Here is a 17,322-nt window from a genome sequence, read left to right as displayed (position 1 = left end):
CGGGGTTCCCGCACGATCGTGCGTAAGGAAGCATGGCGCCCATGAGCAGCGACAAGAGCAGTGACATGAGCAAGGACCGCGAGTTCGACGTCGTGCTGTTCGGCGCCACCGGGTTCACCGGCCGGCTCACCGCCGAGTACCTCGCTCAGCACGCTCCCGACGGGCTGCGCTGGGCACTGGCCGGCCGCAACGAGGAGAAGCTGGCGCGGGTCCGCTCCCGGCTGGCCGCGATCGACGAGCGCCTCGAGAAGCTGCCGCTGCTGCACGCCGACGTGACCAACGAGAGCTCGGTGCGCGACCTGGCTGCGCAGACCCGGTCGGTGATCACCACGGTCGGCCCCTACCTGACGTACGGCGAGCCGCTGGTCGCCGCCTGCGCGCAGTCCGGCACCGACTACCTCGACCTCACCGGCGAGCCCGAGTTCATCGACACCATGTACGTCCGTCACCACCAGGCCGCAGTCGACTCCGGGGCCCGGATCGTGCACGCCTGCGGGTTCGACTCGATCCCGCACGACCTCGGCGCGATGTACACCGTCGGGCTGCTTCCGAAGGACGTGCCGATCACGCTGCGCGGCGTGGTCCGCGCGTCGGGCCAGCCGTCGGGCGGCACCTTCCACTCCGCGATGACCGCGTTCCAGCGGGCGCGCCAGATGCGCGAGGCGATGAAGGCGCGGCGCAAGGCCGAGCCGCGCCTGGAAGGCCGCTCCTCGCGGGCCGTCCAGGGCAAGCCGCACCGCGACAAGGTGCTCGGCTACTACCTGCTGCCGCTGCCGACGATCGATCCGTTCATCGTGGCCCGCAGCGGCGCCGCGCTGCCGTCGTACGGACCCGAGTTCCGCTACTCCCACTACGCCGGCACCAAGACCCTGCGGTACGCCGCCGGCGGGGTCGCGGGCGTCGGCCTGCTCGCCGCCGCCGCGCAGGTGAAGCCGGCCCGCAACTTCCTGCTCGGCAAGCTGGAGCAGGGCCAGGGTCCGTCGGAGGGGCGCCGCGAGAAGTCGTGGTTCACCGTCGACTTCGTGGGTGAGGGCGGCGGGCAGACCGTGCGCACCCGGGTGTCCGGCGGCGACCCCGGGTACGGCGAGACCTCGAAGATGCTCGCTGAGTCGGCGCTGTGCCTGGCGCTCGACGACAACCCCAAGACCTCGGGGCAGGTCACGACGGCGACCGCGATGGGCGAGAATCTGCTTGCCAGGCTGCGCGCGGCCGGGATCTCCTTCGAAACGGTCTCTTGACCTGACTATTTTCGGCCATGGCTGCGATCGGCCCGCCGAATCTGTGGTCCCGATGTTCTTGCGCTGGGTAACTTCCGCTCACCCTCGGGCGCGGCCCGCGCTCGGCGTACCCTGCTAGGAGCATCGATGAAACGCAGCGCCACCAAGCTCGCCGCACTCGTCGGCGGACTCACCATCGCCGTCGGACTGTTCGCCACGCCCTCTCAAGCAGACGACGAAGCACACAACCACGACGGCAGTCCGCCGAAGATCGTCGGCGGCACCCCCGCTGCCGCGGGAGAGTTCCCTTGGATCGCGCACCTGTCGATGGGCTGTGGTGGACAGTTCATCCGCGAGGACATCGTCCTGACCGCCGCCCACTGCGTGGAAGGCACCGGCAGCAACACCGGCATCACCGTCGAGTACGGCAACGTGAACCTCGGCAGCGGCACCACGATCCGCTCGAAGTACGTCTACGACAACGGTGACGTCGGCGCGGACTGGGCGCTGATCCAGCTCCAGTCCAAGGCGACCGGCGTCGCGCTGGTTCCGCTCGCGACCACCACCGCCCACGACAACGGCACGTTCACCACCGCTGGGTGGGGCGCGACCAGCGAGGGCGGCCCCGGCAGCGACCGGCTGCTGAAGGTCGACGTTCCGTTCATCGCCGACGCGACCTGCAAGGCGTACGGCGGCTCCTACTCCGGCTTGAACGCGACCACCGAGATCTGCGCCGGCTTCGAAGCGGGCGGCAAGGACTCCTGCCAGGGTGACTCCGGCGGCCCGCTGGTCAAGCGAGTGAACGACGCCTGGATCCTCACCGGCATCGTGTCGTGGGGCGACGGCTGCGCGCAGCGCAACGCGCCCGGCGTCTACACCCAGGTGAGCCACTTCCACGCCGCCATCAACGCCAAGGCCGACGAGCTGTCGGGCGGCACCACCCCACCGCCGACCAGCTGCAGCCGGACCAACGGCGCCGACGTCATGATCCGCGACCTGGCCACCGTGGGCTCGTCGATCGCGGTCAGCGGCTGCACCGGCAAAGCCTCGACCTCGTCGACGGTCGCGGTGAGCATCAAGCACACCTACATCGGTGACCTGGTTGTCTCGCTCGTCGCCCCCGACGGCTCGTCGTACGTCCTGCACAACCGCTCGGGAGGAAGCGCCGACAACATCAGCAAGACCTACAAGGTCAACCTCGGCAGCGAGGCCCGCAACGGCACCTGGAAGCTCCGGGTCCGGGACGCGGCCGCTCAGGACGTCGGCAAGATCGACACCTGGACCCTCAACCTCTGAGTCCAGCCTCACCGCTTATCGAGATGGCGCGCCGGTCCGTGGCAGGATGGCGCGCCATCGCCATTTCATGACGATGGCGGAGATCTCCTTCGAAACGATCGCTCGATTTGACATTTTCCGGCATGTCCGGAACCTGTCCAGTCGAATCTATTGCCCAGTTGTTCTCCCTGGGGATACGTTCCGCACACTCTCGGGCGTGCCCCGCGCTCGGCGTACCCTGCTAGGAGCAACGATGAAACGCAGCTTCTCCAGATTGGCAGCTGTTCTCGGCGGTCTCATCATCGCCTTGGCCCTTGTCTCGGCCCCCACCCAGGCCGACGACGACCCGGGGGACATCTCCCCGAACGTCGTCGGTGGCACCCCCGCCGCTCAGGGGGAGTTTCCCTGGGTCGTCCACCTGTCGATGGGCTGTGGTGGCTCGTTCATCCGCCAGGACATCATCCTGACCGCCGCCCACTGCGTGTCCGGCACCGGCAACAACACCAGCATCCGAGTCGAGTACGGCAACGTGAACCTCGGCAGCGGCACCACCATCAACTCCAAGTACGTCTGGGACAGCGGCAGCATCGGCAACGACTGGGCCTTGATCCAGCTCCAGTCGAAGGTCACCAACGCCCCGCTGATCCAGCTCGGCAACACCTCCCACGAGACCGGCAACTTCACGATCATGGGCTGGGGCGCCACCAGCGAGGGTGGCTCGGGCAGCAACCGGCTGCTCAAGGCCACCGTGCCGTTCGTCCCGGACACCACGTGCGACGACTACTACGGCTCGCGCCTCAACAAGACCACCGAGATCTGCGCCGGCTTCCCGCAGGGTGGCACCGACACCTGCCAGGGTGACTCGGGCGGCCCGATGGTCAAGAGCACCGGAAGCGGCTACGTCCAGGTCGGCATCGTGTCGTGGGGTGACGGCTGCGCCCGGCCGAACGCCTACGGCATCTACGCCCAGGTCAGCCACTTCGCCTCCGCCATCAACGCCAAGGCCGACGAGCTGTCCGGCGGAACCACACCGCCGCCGACCGGCTGCAGCCGGACCAACGGCACCGACGTCACGATCGTCGACCTGGGCACCGTCGAGTCCTCGATCGCGGTCAGCGGCTGCACCGGCAACGCCTCGACGTCCTCGACGGTCGCGGTGAACATCCAGCACACCTACATCGGTGACCTGATCGTCTCGCTCGTCGCGCCGGACGGCTCGACGTACACGCTGCACAACCGCTCCGGTGGCAGCGCCGACAACATCAACCGCAGCTACACCGTCAACCTCGGCAGCGAGCCTCGCAACGGCACCTGGAAGCTCCGGGTCCGGGACGCGGCCGCTCAGGACGTCGGCAAGATCGACACCTGGACGCTCAACCTCTGATCCCGCCCTGAGCCCGGATCCACCGATGGCCGCCGGCTGCGCGCCACCATGCGGGCACGCTGGCTGCGTTGGCGGAGACTCGACGGGCCGCCGGCCCGCCTTCGCTCCGCCGCCTTGCCATCGCACCCGCCTGGCGACGCGCAGCTAACGGCGCCAATCGGTGGATCCGGGCTGAGGTGGCGCGCCGGTCCGTGGGGGGACGGCGCGCCATCTTCATTTCTTGAGCAGCTCGAACGAATCCGCAGTCACGCGGAGGCCGCTCTCGGTGTCGAAGAGCTGGGCCCGGCCGGGCTCGACGGCGACGTACAGCGGGCCGTCGGCGGGGATCGCGCCACGGGAGGGCAGGCGTACGGCGACGCGTGCGACCCGGTCACCGAGGTCGGCCTCGCCGTGGGCGAAGCTGTCCGAGCCGAGCTCCTCGACGAGCTGGACCTGGACCGGGATGCCCTCGCCGGGCTCGACGATCTGCCAGCCTTCCGGCCGGACGCCGACGGTGACCGCGTTGACGCCCGGGTCGCCCACCGGCACCCGGTAGCCGCCGAGCTGGACCCGGCCGGCGTCCACAGTGGCCTCGAGCAGGTTCATCTGCGGGGAGCCGATGAAGCCGGCGACGAACAGGTTGGCGGGCTGGTCGTAGAGCGCCAGCGGGGTGTCGACCTGCTGGAGCTCGCCCTCGTGCATGACCGCGACCCGGTCGCCCATGGTCATCGCCTCGACCTGGTCGTGGGTCACGTAGACGGTGGTCACCCCGAGCTGGCGCTGCAGCCCGGCGATGTCGGCGCGGGTCTGCACCCGCATCTTGGCGTCGAGGTTGGACAGCGGCTCGTCCATGCAGAACACCTGCGGCTGCCGGACGATGGCCCGGCCCATCGCCACCCGCTGCCGCTGGCCGCCCGACAGCGCCTTCGGCCGACGCTCGAGTAGCTCGGTCAGCCCGAGCATCGCGGCGACCTCGTCGACCCGCCGGTCCCGCTCACCGGCTTCCACACGAGCCATCTTGAGCGGGAAGGCGAGGTTGTCGCGCACCGACTTGTGCGGGTAGAGCGCGTAGTTCTGGAAGACCATCGCGATGTCGCGGTCCTTCGGCGCGAGGTGGGTGACCTCGCGGTCGCCGATCAGGATCCGGCCGCTGTCGACCTCCTCCAGTCCGGCCAGCATCCGCAGCGTGGTCGTCTTGCCGCAGCCGGAGGGACCTACCAGTACGAGGAACTCCCCGTCCTGGACCTCGAGGTCGATGCCCGGGACCGCCGGGCGGTCGGCGCCGGCGTACCAGCGCCGGGCCTTTTCGAATGTGATGCGCGCCATACCTAGACACCATATATGTAAGTATGTTGAACTAACAAACATGTCGTGGCGCACCCCCACCGACCGGCCACACCGGGACCGGACCAAGCTCCACCGGGCCGACTCCCGTCGGCACCACCGGTCGATGCTGTTGCAGCACCTGTTCGCCGACGGCCCGGCGAGCCGGGCCGATCTGGCGCGCAGCACCGGCCTGACCCGGGTCACCGTCTCCGACCTGGTGGCCGAGCTGATCGACGAGGGCCTGGTCGCCGAGCTCGGTGCGCCCGCCGAGATCCGCGTCGGCAAGCCGCCGACGCTGGTGGGCCTTGTCCCCGACGCCAAGCAGATCGTCGCCATCGACCTGTCCGTTGACGACCAGGTCGCGGGCGCCGTACTCAACCTGACCGGCGAGGTCGTCGCCCGCGCCGCCCGGCCGCTCGAAGGGCACGGAGAGGCGGCGTTCGAGGTGGTCCGCGACTTCGCGGCGGGCCTGATCGAGCGCGCCACCCGGCCGCTGCTCGGCGTCGGCGTGGCCAGCCCCGGCGTGGTCAGCCCGGACGGCGTCGTGCTGGACGCGCCGAACCTCGGCTGGCACGACCTCGCGCTGGCCGCCGACCTGCAGGCGGCCCTCGACCAGCCGGCGTACGTCGCCAACGACGCGAACACCGCCGTCGTCGGGGAGTACACCTTCGGCGGCGGCGACGAGGCCGGGCTGATGCTGCTGCGGATCAGCACCGGCGTCGGTGCCGGGCTGGTGCTCGGCGGCACCCTGCTCCACGGCCGCGGCAGCGCCGCCGGCGAGCTCGGCCACCTGCGGGTGGACCCCGGCGGCGAGGAGTGTGCCTGCGGCGGGCGCGGCTGCCTGGAGACGTTCCTCGCCGTACCCCGGCTGCGGCGACGGATCGCCGCCGGCACCCAGTCCGCCGTGATCGCCGACGCGGGACGCCGGCTCGGCGCGGCACTCGCCCCGGTGGTGGCGACGCTCAACCTCGGTGAGGTGGTCCTCAGCGGGCCCCTCGACCTTGTCGAGCCGCTGGCCCGGCAGGCAGCGAAGACCGTCGCGGAGCAGGTGATGCCGGTCTCCAACGAACAGTTCGTGGTCCGGGCATCCAAGCTCGGCGACGACGGCGTACTTGTCGGCGCGACCGGTCTGGTCCTCGCCGGCGAGCTGGGGGTCTCGTGACCTCCCCCGATCGATGCGGCCCCGCCCGAGGTCCGCTCTCCCAAGAAAACCAGCACAGTGAGAAAGCAGAGGAACAACGGTGCGTATAAACAAGACACTGGCCGCCGCGGCCGTGATCGCCCTCCTGGGCGTCACCGCCGCCTGTGGCTCCGATGATGACGGCGACGAGGCCGATGGCGGTCCGAAGACCGCCGACCTGGTCGTCTGGCTGAACGGCGCCGACACCCCTCAGGAGGCTCGCGACTGGCTGAAGACGACCTTTGAGGAGGAGAACCCCGGCTCCACGCTCACCATCGAGGAGCAGGAGTGGGACGGCCTGGTCGAGCGGCTTACGACCGCGCTGTCCTCGGAGGACCAGACGCCCGACGTGGTCGAGGTCGGCAACACCCAGGCCCCGACGTTCACCACGGCCGGTGCCTTCAGTGACCTGACCGGTGCGCTGCCGGACCTCGGCGGCGACGACCTGCTGCCGGGCTTCGTCGAGGGCGCGACCATCGAGGGCAAGACCTACGCGGTGCCCTACTACGCGGGCTCGACGTACGTCTTCTACCGCAAGGACCTGCTCAAGCAGGCCAACCTCGAGGTCCCGACCACGATGGAGGAGTTCGTCGACGCCGCGGTCGCCCTCAAGAAGAAGAGCGGAGAGAAGGACTTCTCCGGGTACTGGCTGCCCGGCCAGGACTGGCGCGACGGTGCGGCGTTCCTGTGGAACGCCGGCGGCGACTTCGCGGCCCAGGACGGCGACGAGTGGTCCGGCACGCTGTCCACGCCGGAGTCGCTCGAGGGTCTGGACACCTACCAGAAGCTGTTCACCGAGGCGTCCGGTGCGCCGGCCGACGCGAACGAGGAGGACCCGGTCACGCCGTTCTGTGCCGGGAACATCGGCATGATGTCGCGTCCCGGCTGGGTCTACGGCATGCTGACCGACCCGAAGAGCGGCTGCCCGGACCTGGCCAAGCAGGTCGGCGTCTTCGCACTGCCCGGTACCGACGGCCAGCCGGCTCCGGTGCTCCTCGGTGGCTCCGACATCGCGGTGTCCGCGAAGTCGCCCAACCAGGACCTGGCCCGCAAGGCGGTCGCGCTGATGTTGAGCGAGGACTACCAGGGGATCCTGGCCCAGAACGGCCTCACCCCGGCCAAGGAGTCGCTCACGTCGCTGCTCGGTGACGACGAGTTCGCACAGGCGACGATCGCGGCCGCGTCCAACGCCAAGCTGACGCCGGCCGCGGCGAACTGGGCGGTGGTCGAGGGCACTCGGGTGCTGGAGGACCTATTCAGCCAGATCGCGCAGGGCGGTGACGTCGAGGACCTCGCGGCGGACGCCGACGAGCGGATCACCGAGGAGCTCCAGCGCTGATCCGCACCCGCGACACGCACCGCTGACTCACCTCCTCCGGCCGGACTCGGGAACCGGTCGGAGGAGGTGGCTCCACCGACTCGACACCTTGAGGAGATCCATCCATGTCCGCACGCTCGCGTGCGCGGCGTACGTCGCTGCCGCTCGGCCTGGTGCTACCCGCCGCCGCGCTGCTGGCACTCGCCCTCGCCTACCCGCTCGGTCGGCAGGTGGTGCTGTCGCTGCAGAGCTTCGGTCTCGCGCAGCAGTTCGGGGCACCACCCGAATGGGTCGGGATCCAGAACTACCGGGACCTGGTCGGTGACTCGTACCTGTGGACGGTGGTGCTGCGGACGGTCATCTTCTGCTTCGTGAACGCCGCCCTCACCCTCGGGATCGGGATGGGGATCGCGGTGCTGATGACCAAGATGACCAGCTGGGTCCGGATCGCTGCCCAGTGCGGACTGCTGCTGGCGTGGGCGATGCCGGTGGTGGCCGCGATGATCGTGTGGCAGTTCCTCTTCGACACCGAGTACGGCGCCGTGAACGCCGTACTCACCTGGTGGGGCGGCGACTACGAATCGCACTCGTGGCTGGCCTCGCCGATGTCGTTCTTCGCCGTCGCCACGCTGATCGTGGTCTGGATGAGCGTGCCGTTCGTGGTCTTCACGCTGTACGCCGCGCTCACCCAGGTCTCCGACGACGTGGTCGAGGCGGCGGAGATCGACGGGGCCGGTGGCTGGCAGCGGTTCGTGCACGTGGTGCTGCCGTCGATCCGGCCGGTGCTGCTGGTGGTGCTCCTGCTCCAGCTGATCTGGGACCTACGGGTCTTCACCCAGATCTACACCCTGCAGAAGGCCGGCGGGATCACCCGCGACACGAACCTGCTCGGCACCTACATCTACTCGCTCGGGATCAAGGGCGGCGACTTCGGCACCGCCGCCGCGGCGGCGATGTTCATGCTCGCGCTGACCGTCGTGGTGACCGCGCCGTACATCCGCATGATGCTCAAGCAGGAGGACTGACCAGTGGCCACCCCCGGACGTCGCCGTACGTCGACACCACTCTGGCTGACCGCGAACGCGGTCGGGCTGGCGGTGCTGCTGGTCTGCATCTTCCCGGTCTACTGGATGATCAGCCGGTCGACGCTGCCCAACAACCGGATCCGCACCAAGGACCAGACCTGGCTCCCGCTGAACCCGACCAACGACAACTACGGCCGGGTCCTGGACGGCGACGGCTTCCGCAACGCGCTCACCACCAGCCTGGCCGTCACCCTGATGACGGTCGCGGTCGCGCTGTTGTTCGCCTTCCTGGCGGCGGTGGCGGTGAGCAGGTTCCGGTTCCGCGGGCGGGCGTCGTTCATCATGACCCTGCTGCTGATCCAGATGATCCCGGCCGAGGGCCTGTTCATCAGCCAGTACAAGATGCTCGAGGGGATGAGCCTGCTCAACTCGGTGTTCGGCCTGACCCTCGTGTACGTCGCCAGCGTGCTGCCGTTCACCGTGTGGACGCTGCGCGGCTTCGTGGACGGCGTACCCATGGAGCTGGAGGAGGCCGCGATGATGGACGGCTGCTCGCGGCTCCGGGCGTTCTTCACCGTCACCCTGCCGCTGCTCGCGCCCGGACTGGTCGCGACCGGGCTGTTCGGGTTCATCCAGGCCTGGAACGAGTTCACCCTCGCGCTGGTGGTGATGACCGACCCGGCGAAGGAGACGCTGCCGGTCTGGCTGATCGGGTTCTCCGAGTCGCGGAGCCGCGGCGTCGACTGGGGCGCGATCATGGCCTCCTCGACGCTGATCACGATCCCGGTGATCGTCTTCTTCCTGATCGTGCAGCGCCGGATGGTCGCCGGGCTCACCGCCGGGGCGGTGAAGGGATGACCACCGAGACGAGCGTGGAGACCGCCGCCCTGACGGTCCTGCTGCCGTCGTTCGCCGGGCCGTCGCTGCCCGCCGAGTGGGCGGAGCTGCTGGCCGAGGGCCTCGGTGGGATCTGCCTGTTCGGGTCGAACCTGACCGGTGATCGCGACGACGTCGTGGCGCTGACCGCGGCCATCCGGGCGGCCGGCCCGGCCGCGCTGATCGCGATCGACGAGGAGGGTGGCGACGTCACCAGGTTGCACATCAGGACCGGTAGCCCGGTCCTCGGCGCCGCCGCGCTGGGCGCGGTCGACGACCTCTCGCTGACGGCGGCCACCGGCCGGGCCGTCGGTGTCGATCTCGCAGCCGTCGGCATCGACCTCGACCTCGGCCCGGTCGCCGACGTCAACAGCAACGACGACAACCCGGTGATCGGCACCCGCAGCTTCGGCGCCGACCCCGACCTGGTCGCCCGCCACGTCGCGGCCTGGGTCGGTGGGCTGCAGGAGGCCGGCGTCGCCGCCTGCCTGAAGCACTTCCCCGGGCACGGCGACACGGCCCAAGACAGCCACCTGACCCTGCCGATCCTGCAGGCGGACGAGGAGACGCTGCACGCTCGCGAGCTGGCGCCGTTCGCGGCCGCGATCCGGGCCGGCGCGGCGTCGGTGATGACCTCGCACATCGTGGTGCCGGCGCTCGACGGCGACGTTCCCGCCACCTTCAGCCACCGGATCATGTCGCAGCTGCTGCGCGACGAGCTCGGCTTCGACGGTGTGGTGGTCAGCGACGCGCTGGACATGGCCGGTGCGTCGGAGGGCCGCGGGATCCCGGAGGCCGCCGTACTCGCACTGGCCGCCGGCTCCGACCTGCTGTGCATCGGCCCGGACAAGCCGGCCGAGCTGGTGCGCGAGATCCAAGGCGCGGTCGTCGCGGCCGTCGAGAGCGGCCGGCTGCCGGCTGAGCGGCTGTACGACGCCGCCGAGCGGGTCGGCCGGGTCCGGCCGACGCCGACAGACGCCGCGGCCGGTACGCCGATGCCGGGCGCCGACCAGCTGCGAGCCGCTGCCCGGGCCGCGCTGATCGTGGACGGCGAGCTGCCGGACCTGACCGGCGCGCGGGTGGCGAGCATCGAGACCACAGCCAACATCGCGGTCGGGCCGGGACCGTGGGGGGTCCGGCCCGACCTGGTCGTCACTCCAGGAGAGGCGCTGCCCGCCGGGCCGCTCGTGGTCCAGGTCCGCGACGCCCATCGCCGGCCCGAGGTCGGCGCGATGCTCGCCGGTCTAAACGGCAGCTCGGTCGTGGTCGAGTGGGGCTGGCCGGGCCCCGGCACAACTGGGGACCCGCACAGCCGGGTCGCCCGGATCTGCACCCGGGGCAACTCGCGCCCGACCGTTGCGGCAGTGGAGGAGGTCCTGCGCGAGGCAGGATGGCGGTGATGACGGGGGAACTGATGGTGGGACTCGATATCGGGGCCACCAAGATGCTGGGTGTTGCCGCGGGAGCGGACGGCCGGGTGCGGGCGGAGGTGCTCGCCACCACGCCGACCGGCGGCGATGAGGTGGTCGGCGCGGCCGCGGCGGTGGTCGAGGAACTGCGCGACGCCACCGGGGAACGGCTGGATGGCACGGTCGGCGTCGGCATCCCGGGCCTGGTCGACGCGGCTCGCGGCGCGGTCAAGCACGCGGTGAACCTCGGCGTTGAGGCCGAGTGGTTCCCGATCGGCGAACAGCTCACCCGGCGTACCGGGGCTCGGGTGGTCGTGGAGAACGACGTGAACGCGGCCGCCCTCGGCGCCGCGCGGGTCCTCGGCCACGACGACCTCGCCTACCTCAGCCTGGGCACCGGGCTGGCCGCCGCCGTGGTCCAGGACGGCCGGCTCCGACGTGGCGCGCACGGCGCCGCCGGCGAGATCGGCCACGTCCCGGTCGACCCGTCCGGCCGGCGCTGCCAATGCGGGCAGATCGGCTGCCTGGAGACGTTCGCGTCCGGCTCGGCGGTGGCCGCGGCCTGGCCGAGTGCCGACGTACCTCCCGCGCTGGCGCTGTTCGACGCCGCGGCTGCCGGCGACCAGCGGGCGGTGACGGTGCGCGACGAGTTCTCGGCGCGGGTCGCCGACGCGGTCCGGCTGCTCTGCCTCGCCGTCGACCCCGAGTACGTCGTCCTCGGCGGCGGCGTCGCCCAGGTCGGCGACCGGCTGCGGGTCGCGGTCGCCCAGGCACTCGCCGCGCAGGCGGAGTCGTCAGCGTTCCTCCGCTCGCTGGACCTGCCGGGCCGGGTGCTGCTCGCTCCGCTCGAGGTCCCGGTCGCCGCCCTGGGCGCCGCGCTCCTCGGCGGGCAGGGCCCGGAACGCCGTTCAGTCGGGGTCGGCTCTCGGCGCCGGTCGAGTGGGCCGGGCGGCTGGTGATCCAGGTGTGTCACTACGGCCGCCGTTAGTGACACACCTGGATCACCAACGGCGACTGGCGGTCGGAGCGCCCCGCCCGAGCTCAGGGCAGCAGCCACGCTGCGACGAACAACCCGCCGCCAGTCATGCAGCGCGAGTGATCGTGAGGCGCCCTAGTGTCCCGAGTCAGAAGTTCGTCGCCAGTCCCCGCCGCCCAGGCACGCACATCGCTGCGTTCTCGTCGGTCGACGTGGCACCGCCACGCCTCCCTCCTCGGCCTTGCGCTGCGCGCACCTGGACGACGGCTACTGGCGACGAACTTCTGACTCGGGACACTAGTGCCGCGCGGGCGGCGCGATCTCGCCACTTCCGCGCTCGATCAGCGTGTGGGGTACGACGACGTGCTGGGGCGGTGAGTCCTCGCCGTCGAGGCGGCCGAGCACCAGCTCGGCGGCGCGAGCACCGAGCTGCGCGACGTCCTGACGGATGACGGTGAGGTCCATCAGCTCGGCGGTGGGGAAGTCGTCGAAGCCGACCACCGCGACGCGGCCGGAGGCGCCGGCGTACCGAACGGCGCGCAGGGTGCCGATGCTCAGGATGTTGCGGAGCGCGATCACGCCGGTCGGCGGGTCCTCGCCGGCCAGCAGGTCGGCGAGGATGAGCTCGGCGTCCTCGCTGGTGCGGATGTCGGTGCGCACCAGCGCGGGATCGGGCTCGACGCTGGCCTCTCGCATCGCGCGGTGCACGCCCTCGATCCGGTGCTGGGCGGTCGTGATCGTCAGGAGGTCGCTGAGTACGGCGATCCGGCGGTGTCCGTGCTGGAGCAGGTGGCGCGCGGCGTCGTACCCGCCCGCGAGGTTGTCGACAGTGACCGAGTCGGCGTCGACACCGCGAGGCCGCCGGTCGACGAAGACCGTCGGCAGCCCGGCCCGCAGCTCCGCCTCGAGGTAACGCTGCTGCTCGGTCGCCGGCATCAGCACGAGCCCGTCCACCCGGCGCGACACCAGGTCGGCGACCAGCAGCCGTTCCCGGTCCGGCTCCTCGTCGAGGCTCGCGGCGAGCAGCGCGATGCCGCGTTCGTGGCACGCGTCCTCGAGCGCCCGGAGCAGGCCGCTGGAGAAGCTGTTGGCGAGGTCCTGGAGGAGTACGCCGAGCACGCGCGCGCGGCCCACGCGCCGCCGTAGGTTGCTGGCGGCCCAGTTGTGGCGGTAGTCGAGCTGGTCGATGGCCTTGAGCACCCGGGTGCGGAGGTCGTCGGAGACCGGCGACTCCTCGTTGACCACGCGGGACACCGTCTTGAGGCTCACTCCGGAGAGCGCGGCAACGTCCTTCATCGTCGCGCGCGGCTTCGCGTTCGTCACCCGGTCACCCTCTCGTCGGCCGGGACAGTTCTATCAAGTCCTTGACGTGAACGCCATCACATGACTCAATACCGGATGACATCGTTGTCATAGATCGCTCACAGTCCACCGAAAGGCAGCACCATGTACCTCACCACTCGTCGCGTGCTCGCGGTCGCCGCGATCGTTGCGCTCCCCACCACCCTTGCCGCGTGCTCGGCCGACGGGGACGGCGGAGGCGGTGGAACCGTCGGCGTCACGCTGATCACCAAGGACTCGATCAACCCGTTCTTCGTCGCGATGCAGGACGGCGCCGAGAAGAGTGCCGAGGAGGAGGACGTCGACCTCACGGTCGCCGCAGGCGCCGAAGACGGTGACGAGGCCGGTCAGATCGAGGCGATCGAGGAGGCGGTTGCCCGTGGTGACGACGGCATCCTGATCACTCCGAACGGCCCCGGTGTCAACCCGGCCATCGAGAAGGCCCGTGAGGCCGGCCTGTACGTCATCGCCCTCGACACCCCGCCGGACCCGGCCGACCTGGTCGACATCACCTTCGCCACCGACAACTTCCTGGCGGGCGAGCTGATCGGCAAGTGGACGGCGGCGAAGCTCGGTGGCGAGCCGGCCACGATCGCGCTTCTCGACCTGTTCAACGACAAGGTTGTCAGCGTGGACTACAGCAGGGATCAGGGCTTCCTGACCGGCATGGGCATCGACACCGCGGACCCCGAGGCCAACGGCGACGAGGCCGCCACCGGGAGCTACTCCGGCGGTGAGTACGAGATCGTCTGCAACGAGCCCACCGGAGGCAACACCGACGGCGGCCGGACCGCGATGGAGAGCTGCCTTGCCCAGAGCGACGACATCAACGTCGTCTACACGATCAACGAGCCGGCCGCGGTCGGCGCCCACGAGGCACTCGAGGCGGCAGGCATCGACGACGCCCTGATCGTCTCCGTCGACGGCGGCTGCGCCGGCGTCGGGTCGGTTGCCGACGGCGTGATCGGCGCGACCTCCCAGCAGTACCCGCTGGAGATGGCCTCGCAGGGCGTCGCTGCCGTCGCCGACCTGGCCCGCGGCGGTGACACCCCGGAGACCAGCGACGGTCTCGACTTCTACAACACGGGCGTGGCGCTCGTGACCGACGAGCCCGTCGACGGCGTCGAGAGCATCGACACCAAGGCGGCCACCGACATCTGCTGGGGCTGAGTGCCATGACCGCACAGACCCTGACCGCAGACGCGGTCCTCAAGCGGCCGACCACGCCGGTGCAGCGGCTGCAGCGGACGCTGCACGCGCACCCCTGGATCAGCCCGGCGGTCGTCCTGGTGGCGGCGTACGTCGTCTTCTCGCTGCTCAACGAGCGCTTCGCCCAGCCCGGCATCCAGTCCCTGCTGATCCAGCAGACCGCCGTGGTCGCGGCGCTGGCGATCGGGCAGACGCTGATCATCCTCACCGCGGGCATCGACCTGTCGGTGGGCGCGATCGCGATCCTGGCGATGATGGTGTCGGCAAAGGCCGCGGCCGAGAACGGTCTGTCCGGACCGGCCGCGCTGGCCCTGGGCCTCGTCGTGGGTGCCGGCGCCGGCCTGCTCAACGGCGTACTCGTGACCCGGCTGAGCCTGCCACCGTTCATCGTCACCCTCGGGACGCTGAGCATGTTCACGGCGCTCACGCTCATCTACACGCGAGGCACCAGCATCCAGGGCAGCGTGCTGCCCGACCTCCTGAACTGGACCGGCAATTCGTTCGCGGTCGGGGAGTTCCGGATCACCGTCGGTGTCCTGCTCGTGCTCGGCCTGTACGCCGGCGTCGGCTACGCGCTCTCCCAGACCGCCTGGGGCCAGCACGTGTACGCCGTCGGCGACGACCCCGAGGCGGCGCGGCTGTCCGGCGTCAGCGCGCGGCGGGTGCTGCTGAGCGTCTACGTGGTCGCCGGCGTGATCTACGCGGTCGCCGCGTGGGTGCTCATCGGCCGTGCTGGCGCTGCCAGCCCGAACGCGCTCTCCGACGCCAACCTCGCCAGCATCACCGCTGTCGTGATCGGCGGCACCAGCCTCTTCGGCGGGCGCGGCACCCTCATCGGCACGCTGCTCGGCGCCCTGATCGTGCAGTCGTTCACCCTCGGCCTCGGGCTCGCCAGGGTGGACGAGCACTACCGCCTGCTCGCCGTCGGAGCGCTGGTGATCCTCGCCGTGGCGGCCGACCAGTGGATCAGGAAGGCACGCGCATGACCATGCTCAGCACTCCCACGGAGGCCGGACACATGGAGAAGAAGAACCCGCGACAGATCGACCGCACCGGTACGCCGGTCCTCGAGGCGAAGGGTCTGGTCAAGACGTTCGGCCACGTCGTCGGACTGGCCGGCGTGGACCTCGAGCTGTACGCAGGCGAGGTACTGGCGGTCATCGGCGACAACGGCGCCGGCAAGTCCACGCTCATCCAGTGCCTCACCGGCGCGCTCGTGCCCGACCAGGGTGAGCTGCGCCTGGACGGCCGGCCGGTCGCGTTCAAGCGGCCGCAGGACGCCCGCGAGGCAGGCATCGAGACCGTCTACCAGTCGCTTGCGGTGATCCCCGCCCTCGACATCGCGACCAACCTCTTCCTTGCCCGGGAGGTACGCCGGCGAGGACCGCTCGGCACGGTGTTCCGGATGCTCGACAAGAAGGGCATGCGGCGCCGGGCGGAGACCGCGGTGCGCGAGCTGGGCGTGCAGACGATCCAGAACATGGGCCAGGCCGTCGAGACGCTGTCCGGTGGTCAGCGGCAGGCAGTGGCGGTGGCGCGGGCGGCCGCGTTCGGGAGCCGGGTCGTGGTCCTCGACGAGCCGACCGCGGCCCTGGGCGTGAAGGAGTCGGGCCAGGTGCTCGGCACCATCGAGCGGCTGCGGGACGCGGGACTCGCGGTGATCCTGATCAGCCACAACATGCCGCACGTGTGGCAGGTGGCCGACCGGATCCACGTGCAGCGGCTCGGCCGCGGGGCCGGCGTACTGGATCCGAGGATGCACACGATGCCGGAGGGCGTCACGGTGATGACGGGGGCGGCCACGATTGACGAACTGGCAGGCGTGCGCGCCGATGCGTGACCCGGCGCGCGGCTCGGTCCTGGTACTCGGGGAGTCGCTTGTCGATGTGGTCCAGCTCGACGACGGCCGGGTCGCGGAGCACCCCGGAGGAAGTCCGGCGAACGTCGCCGTCGCGATGGCACGGCTCGGGGTTCCCGTCGAGCTGGCGACGGCGTTCGGGCTCGACCGGCGCGGTGAGCTGATCCGCTACCACCTCGCCGCCAACGGTGTCCGCCTAGCCGGGGACCCCGAGCGGCTCGGGCGGACCTCGACGGCGATCGCGACGATCGACGGCACCGGCGCGGCGTCGTACCGCTTCGACGTGACCGGCGACCTGGGCGCGCCCGGCCGGTCGGCGGACCGGGTCCACCTTCATACCGGCTCGATCGGGGCGCTGCTCGAGCCGGGCGCCGCCGTCGTCGCGCAGGCGGTCGCCGAGCACGCCACCCACGCCACGGTGAGCTACGACGTGAACGCACGGCCGGCCGTCACCGGCTCCGGACCCGAGCTGACCGCCGCGGTCGAGGAGGTCGTCCGCCGCAGCGACGTGGTCAAGGCATCCGACGAAGATCTCGTGGTCGTCTATCCGCGGCTCGGCACGGGCGAGGCGGTGGGCCGGCTGCTCGCCCTCGGCGCCGCCGCGGTCGTGGTGACCGGCGGAGCGGCGGGCGCGGTCTGCTTCACGCCCGGCCGGTCCATCGAGGTTCCCGGTACGCCGGTCGAGGTCGTCGACACGATCGGCGCCGGGGACGCGTTCATGGCCGCGCTCCTTGACGGGCTCTGGCGAGCGGGCGCGCTGGGTGCCAGCGGGCGATCGGTCCTCTACGGAGGCGGCGCCAGGCTCTGGAAGCCGGTGCTCAGCCGTGCCTGTGCCGCCGCCGCGATCAGCGTCGGGCGGCGCGGGGCCGACCCGCCGACCCGGTCCGAGCTCGCCTCCCGCACCGCCGTCGCCTGACGCCGCCTCGGCCGAGCGGTCGCATCCCGGTCG

General features: G+C 70.9%; 15 protein-coding genes. 13 read left to right on the top strand and 2 right to left on the bottom strand.

The window, feature by feature from the left end:
* Positions 1 to 41 precede the first annotated feature (41 nt).
* The 3 genes from DDV73_RS15115 (at position 42) to DDV73_RS15105 (ending at position 3,876) form a co-directional block, all read left to right on the top strand.
* Entirely contained in the window at positions 42 to 1,238 is a 1,197-nt protein-coding gene (locus DDV73_RS15115; protein WP_240617300.1) for a saccharopine dehydrogenase family protein, read from the top strand.
* Between the two features lie 126 nt (positions 1,239 to 1,364).
* Positions 1,365 to 2,513, top strand: a complete 1,149-nt coding sequence (locus tag DDV73_RS15110) for a trypsin-like serine protease (RefSeq protein ID WP_109508085.1) — start codon at positions 1,365 to 1,367, stop codon at positions 2,511 to 2,513.
* 232 nt (positions 2,514 to 2,745) lie between these two features.
* The gene (locus DDV73_RS15105) at positions 2,746 to 3,876 is read left to right on the top strand and encodes a trypsin-like serine protease (protein ID WP_109508084.1); all 1,131 of its coding nucleotides are present in this window, start codon (positions 2,746 to 2,748) and stop codon (positions 3,874 to 3,876) included.
* 213 nt (positions 3,877 to 4,089) lie between these two features.
* Here DDV73_RS15105 and DDV73_RS15100 read toward each other — a convergent pair whose 3' ends face one another.
* Positions 4,090 to 5,181, bottom strand: a complete 1,092-nt coding sequence (locus tag DDV73_RS15100; RefSeq protein ID WP_109508083.1) for an ABC transporter ATP-binding protein — start codon at positions 5,179 to 5,181, stop codon at positions 4,090 to 4,092.
* Positions 5,182 to 5,221: 40 nt separating this feature from the next.
* On the opposite strand from DDV73_RS15100, the gene DDV73_RS15095 reads away from it, so the two are divergent.
* The 6 genes from DDV73_RS15095 (at position 5,222) to DDV73_RS15070 (ending at position 11,948) form a co-directional block, all read left to right on the top strand.
* Positions 5,222 to 6,343, top strand: a complete 1,122-nt coding sequence (locus DDV73_RS15095) for an ROK family transcriptional regulator (protein WP_109508082.1) — start codon at positions 5,222 to 5,224, stop codon at positions 6,341 to 6,343.
* Positions 6,344 to 6,422: 79 nt separating this feature from the next.
* The gene (locus DDV73_RS15090) at positions 6,423 to 7,700 is read left to right on the top strand and encodes an extracellular solute-binding protein (protein ID WP_109508081.1); all 1,278 of its coding nucleotides are present in this window, start codon (positions 6,423 to 6,425) and stop codon (positions 7,698 to 7,700) included.
* Between the two features lie 104 nt (positions 7,701 to 7,804).
* The gene (locus DDV73_RS15085) at positions 7,805 to 8,704 is read left to right on the top strand and encodes a carbohydrate ABC transporter permease (RefSeq protein ID WP_109508080.1); all 900 of its coding nucleotides are present in this window, start codon (positions 7,805 to 7,807) and stop codon (positions 8,702 to 8,704) included.
* 3 nt (positions 8,705 to 8,707) lie between these two features.
* On the top strand, positions 8,708 to 9,562 hold the full coding sequence (locus DDV73_RS15080; RefSeq protein ID WP_240617299.1) for a carbohydrate ABC transporter permease: 855 nt from the start codon (positions 8,708 to 8,710) through the stop codon (positions 9,560 to 9,562).
* On the top strand, positions 9,559 to 10,980 hold the full coding sequence (locus tag DDV73_RS15075; protein WP_109508079.1) for a glycoside hydrolase family 3 protein: 1,422 nt from the start codon (positions 9,559 to 9,561) through the stop codon (positions 10,978 to 10,980). Before DDV73_RS15080 ends, DDV73_RS15075 begins: the two co-directional genes overlap by 4 nt.
* Complete coding sequence (locus tag DDV73_RS15070) at positions 10,980 to 11,948, top strand: ROK family protein (protein WP_109508155.1); 969 nt, start codon at positions 10,980 to 10,982, stop codon at positions 11,946 to 11,948. The genes DDV73_RS15075 and DDV73_RS15070 overlap by 1 nt, the downstream gene beginning before the upstream one ends.
* A gap of 314 nt (positions 11,949 to 12,262) precedes the next feature.
* Here the strand turns inward: DDV73_RS15070 and DDV73_RS15065 are convergent, their stop codons facing one another.
* Positions 12,263 to 13,288 (bottom strand): LacI family DNA-binding transcriptional regulator, encoded by a 1,026-nt coding sequence (locus DDV73_RS15065; RefSeq protein WP_109508078.1) that lies wholly within the window; start codon positions 13,286 to 13,288, stop codon positions 12,263 to 12,265.
* Positions 13,289 to 13,411: 123 nt separating this feature from the next.
* On the opposite strand from DDV73_RS15065, the gene DDV73_RS15060 reads away from it, so the two are divergent.
* From DDV73_RS15060 to DDV73_RS15045, 4 genes are read left to right on the top strand one after another with little or no spacing between them, the layout of a single operon-like run.
* Positions 13,412 to 14,476 (top strand): substrate-binding domain-containing protein, encoded by a 1,065-nt coding sequence (locus DDV73_RS15060; protein ID WP_109508077.1) that lies wholly within the window; start codon positions 13,412 to 13,414, stop codon positions 14,474 to 14,476.
* Between the two features lie 5 nt (positions 14,477 to 14,481).
* On the top strand, positions 14,482 to 15,501 hold the full coding sequence (locus DDV73_RS15055; protein WP_109508076.1) for an ABC transporter permease: 1,020 nt from the start codon (positions 14,482 to 14,484) through the stop codon (positions 15,499 to 15,501).
* A complete protein-coding gene (locus DDV73_RS15050; RefSeq protein WP_109508075.1) occupies positions 15,498 to 16,355 on the top strand; it encodes an ATP-binding cassette domain-containing protein in 858 nt (285 codons plus the stop codon). Before DDV73_RS15055 ends, DDV73_RS15050 begins: the two co-directional genes overlap by 4 nt.
* Positions 16,348 to 17,289, top strand: a complete 942-nt coding sequence (locus DDV73_RS15045; RefSeq protein ID WP_109508074.1) for a PfkB family carbohydrate kinase — start codon at positions 16,348 to 16,350, stop codon at positions 17,287 to 17,289. The genes DDV73_RS15050 and DDV73_RS15045 overlap by 8 nt, the downstream gene beginning before the upstream one ends.
* The last annotated feature ends 33 nt before the right edge of the window (positions 17,290 to 17,322 follow it).

Source organism: Nocardioides speluncae (assembly GCF_003121585.1).
Classification (GTDB): Bacteria; Actinomycetota; Actinomycetes; order Propionibacteriales; family Nocardioidaceae; genus Nocardioides; species Nocardioides speluncae.
The sequence above is the reverse complement of the archived record's forward strand: the minus strand, read 5'-3'. Positions and strand labels throughout refer to the sequence as shown.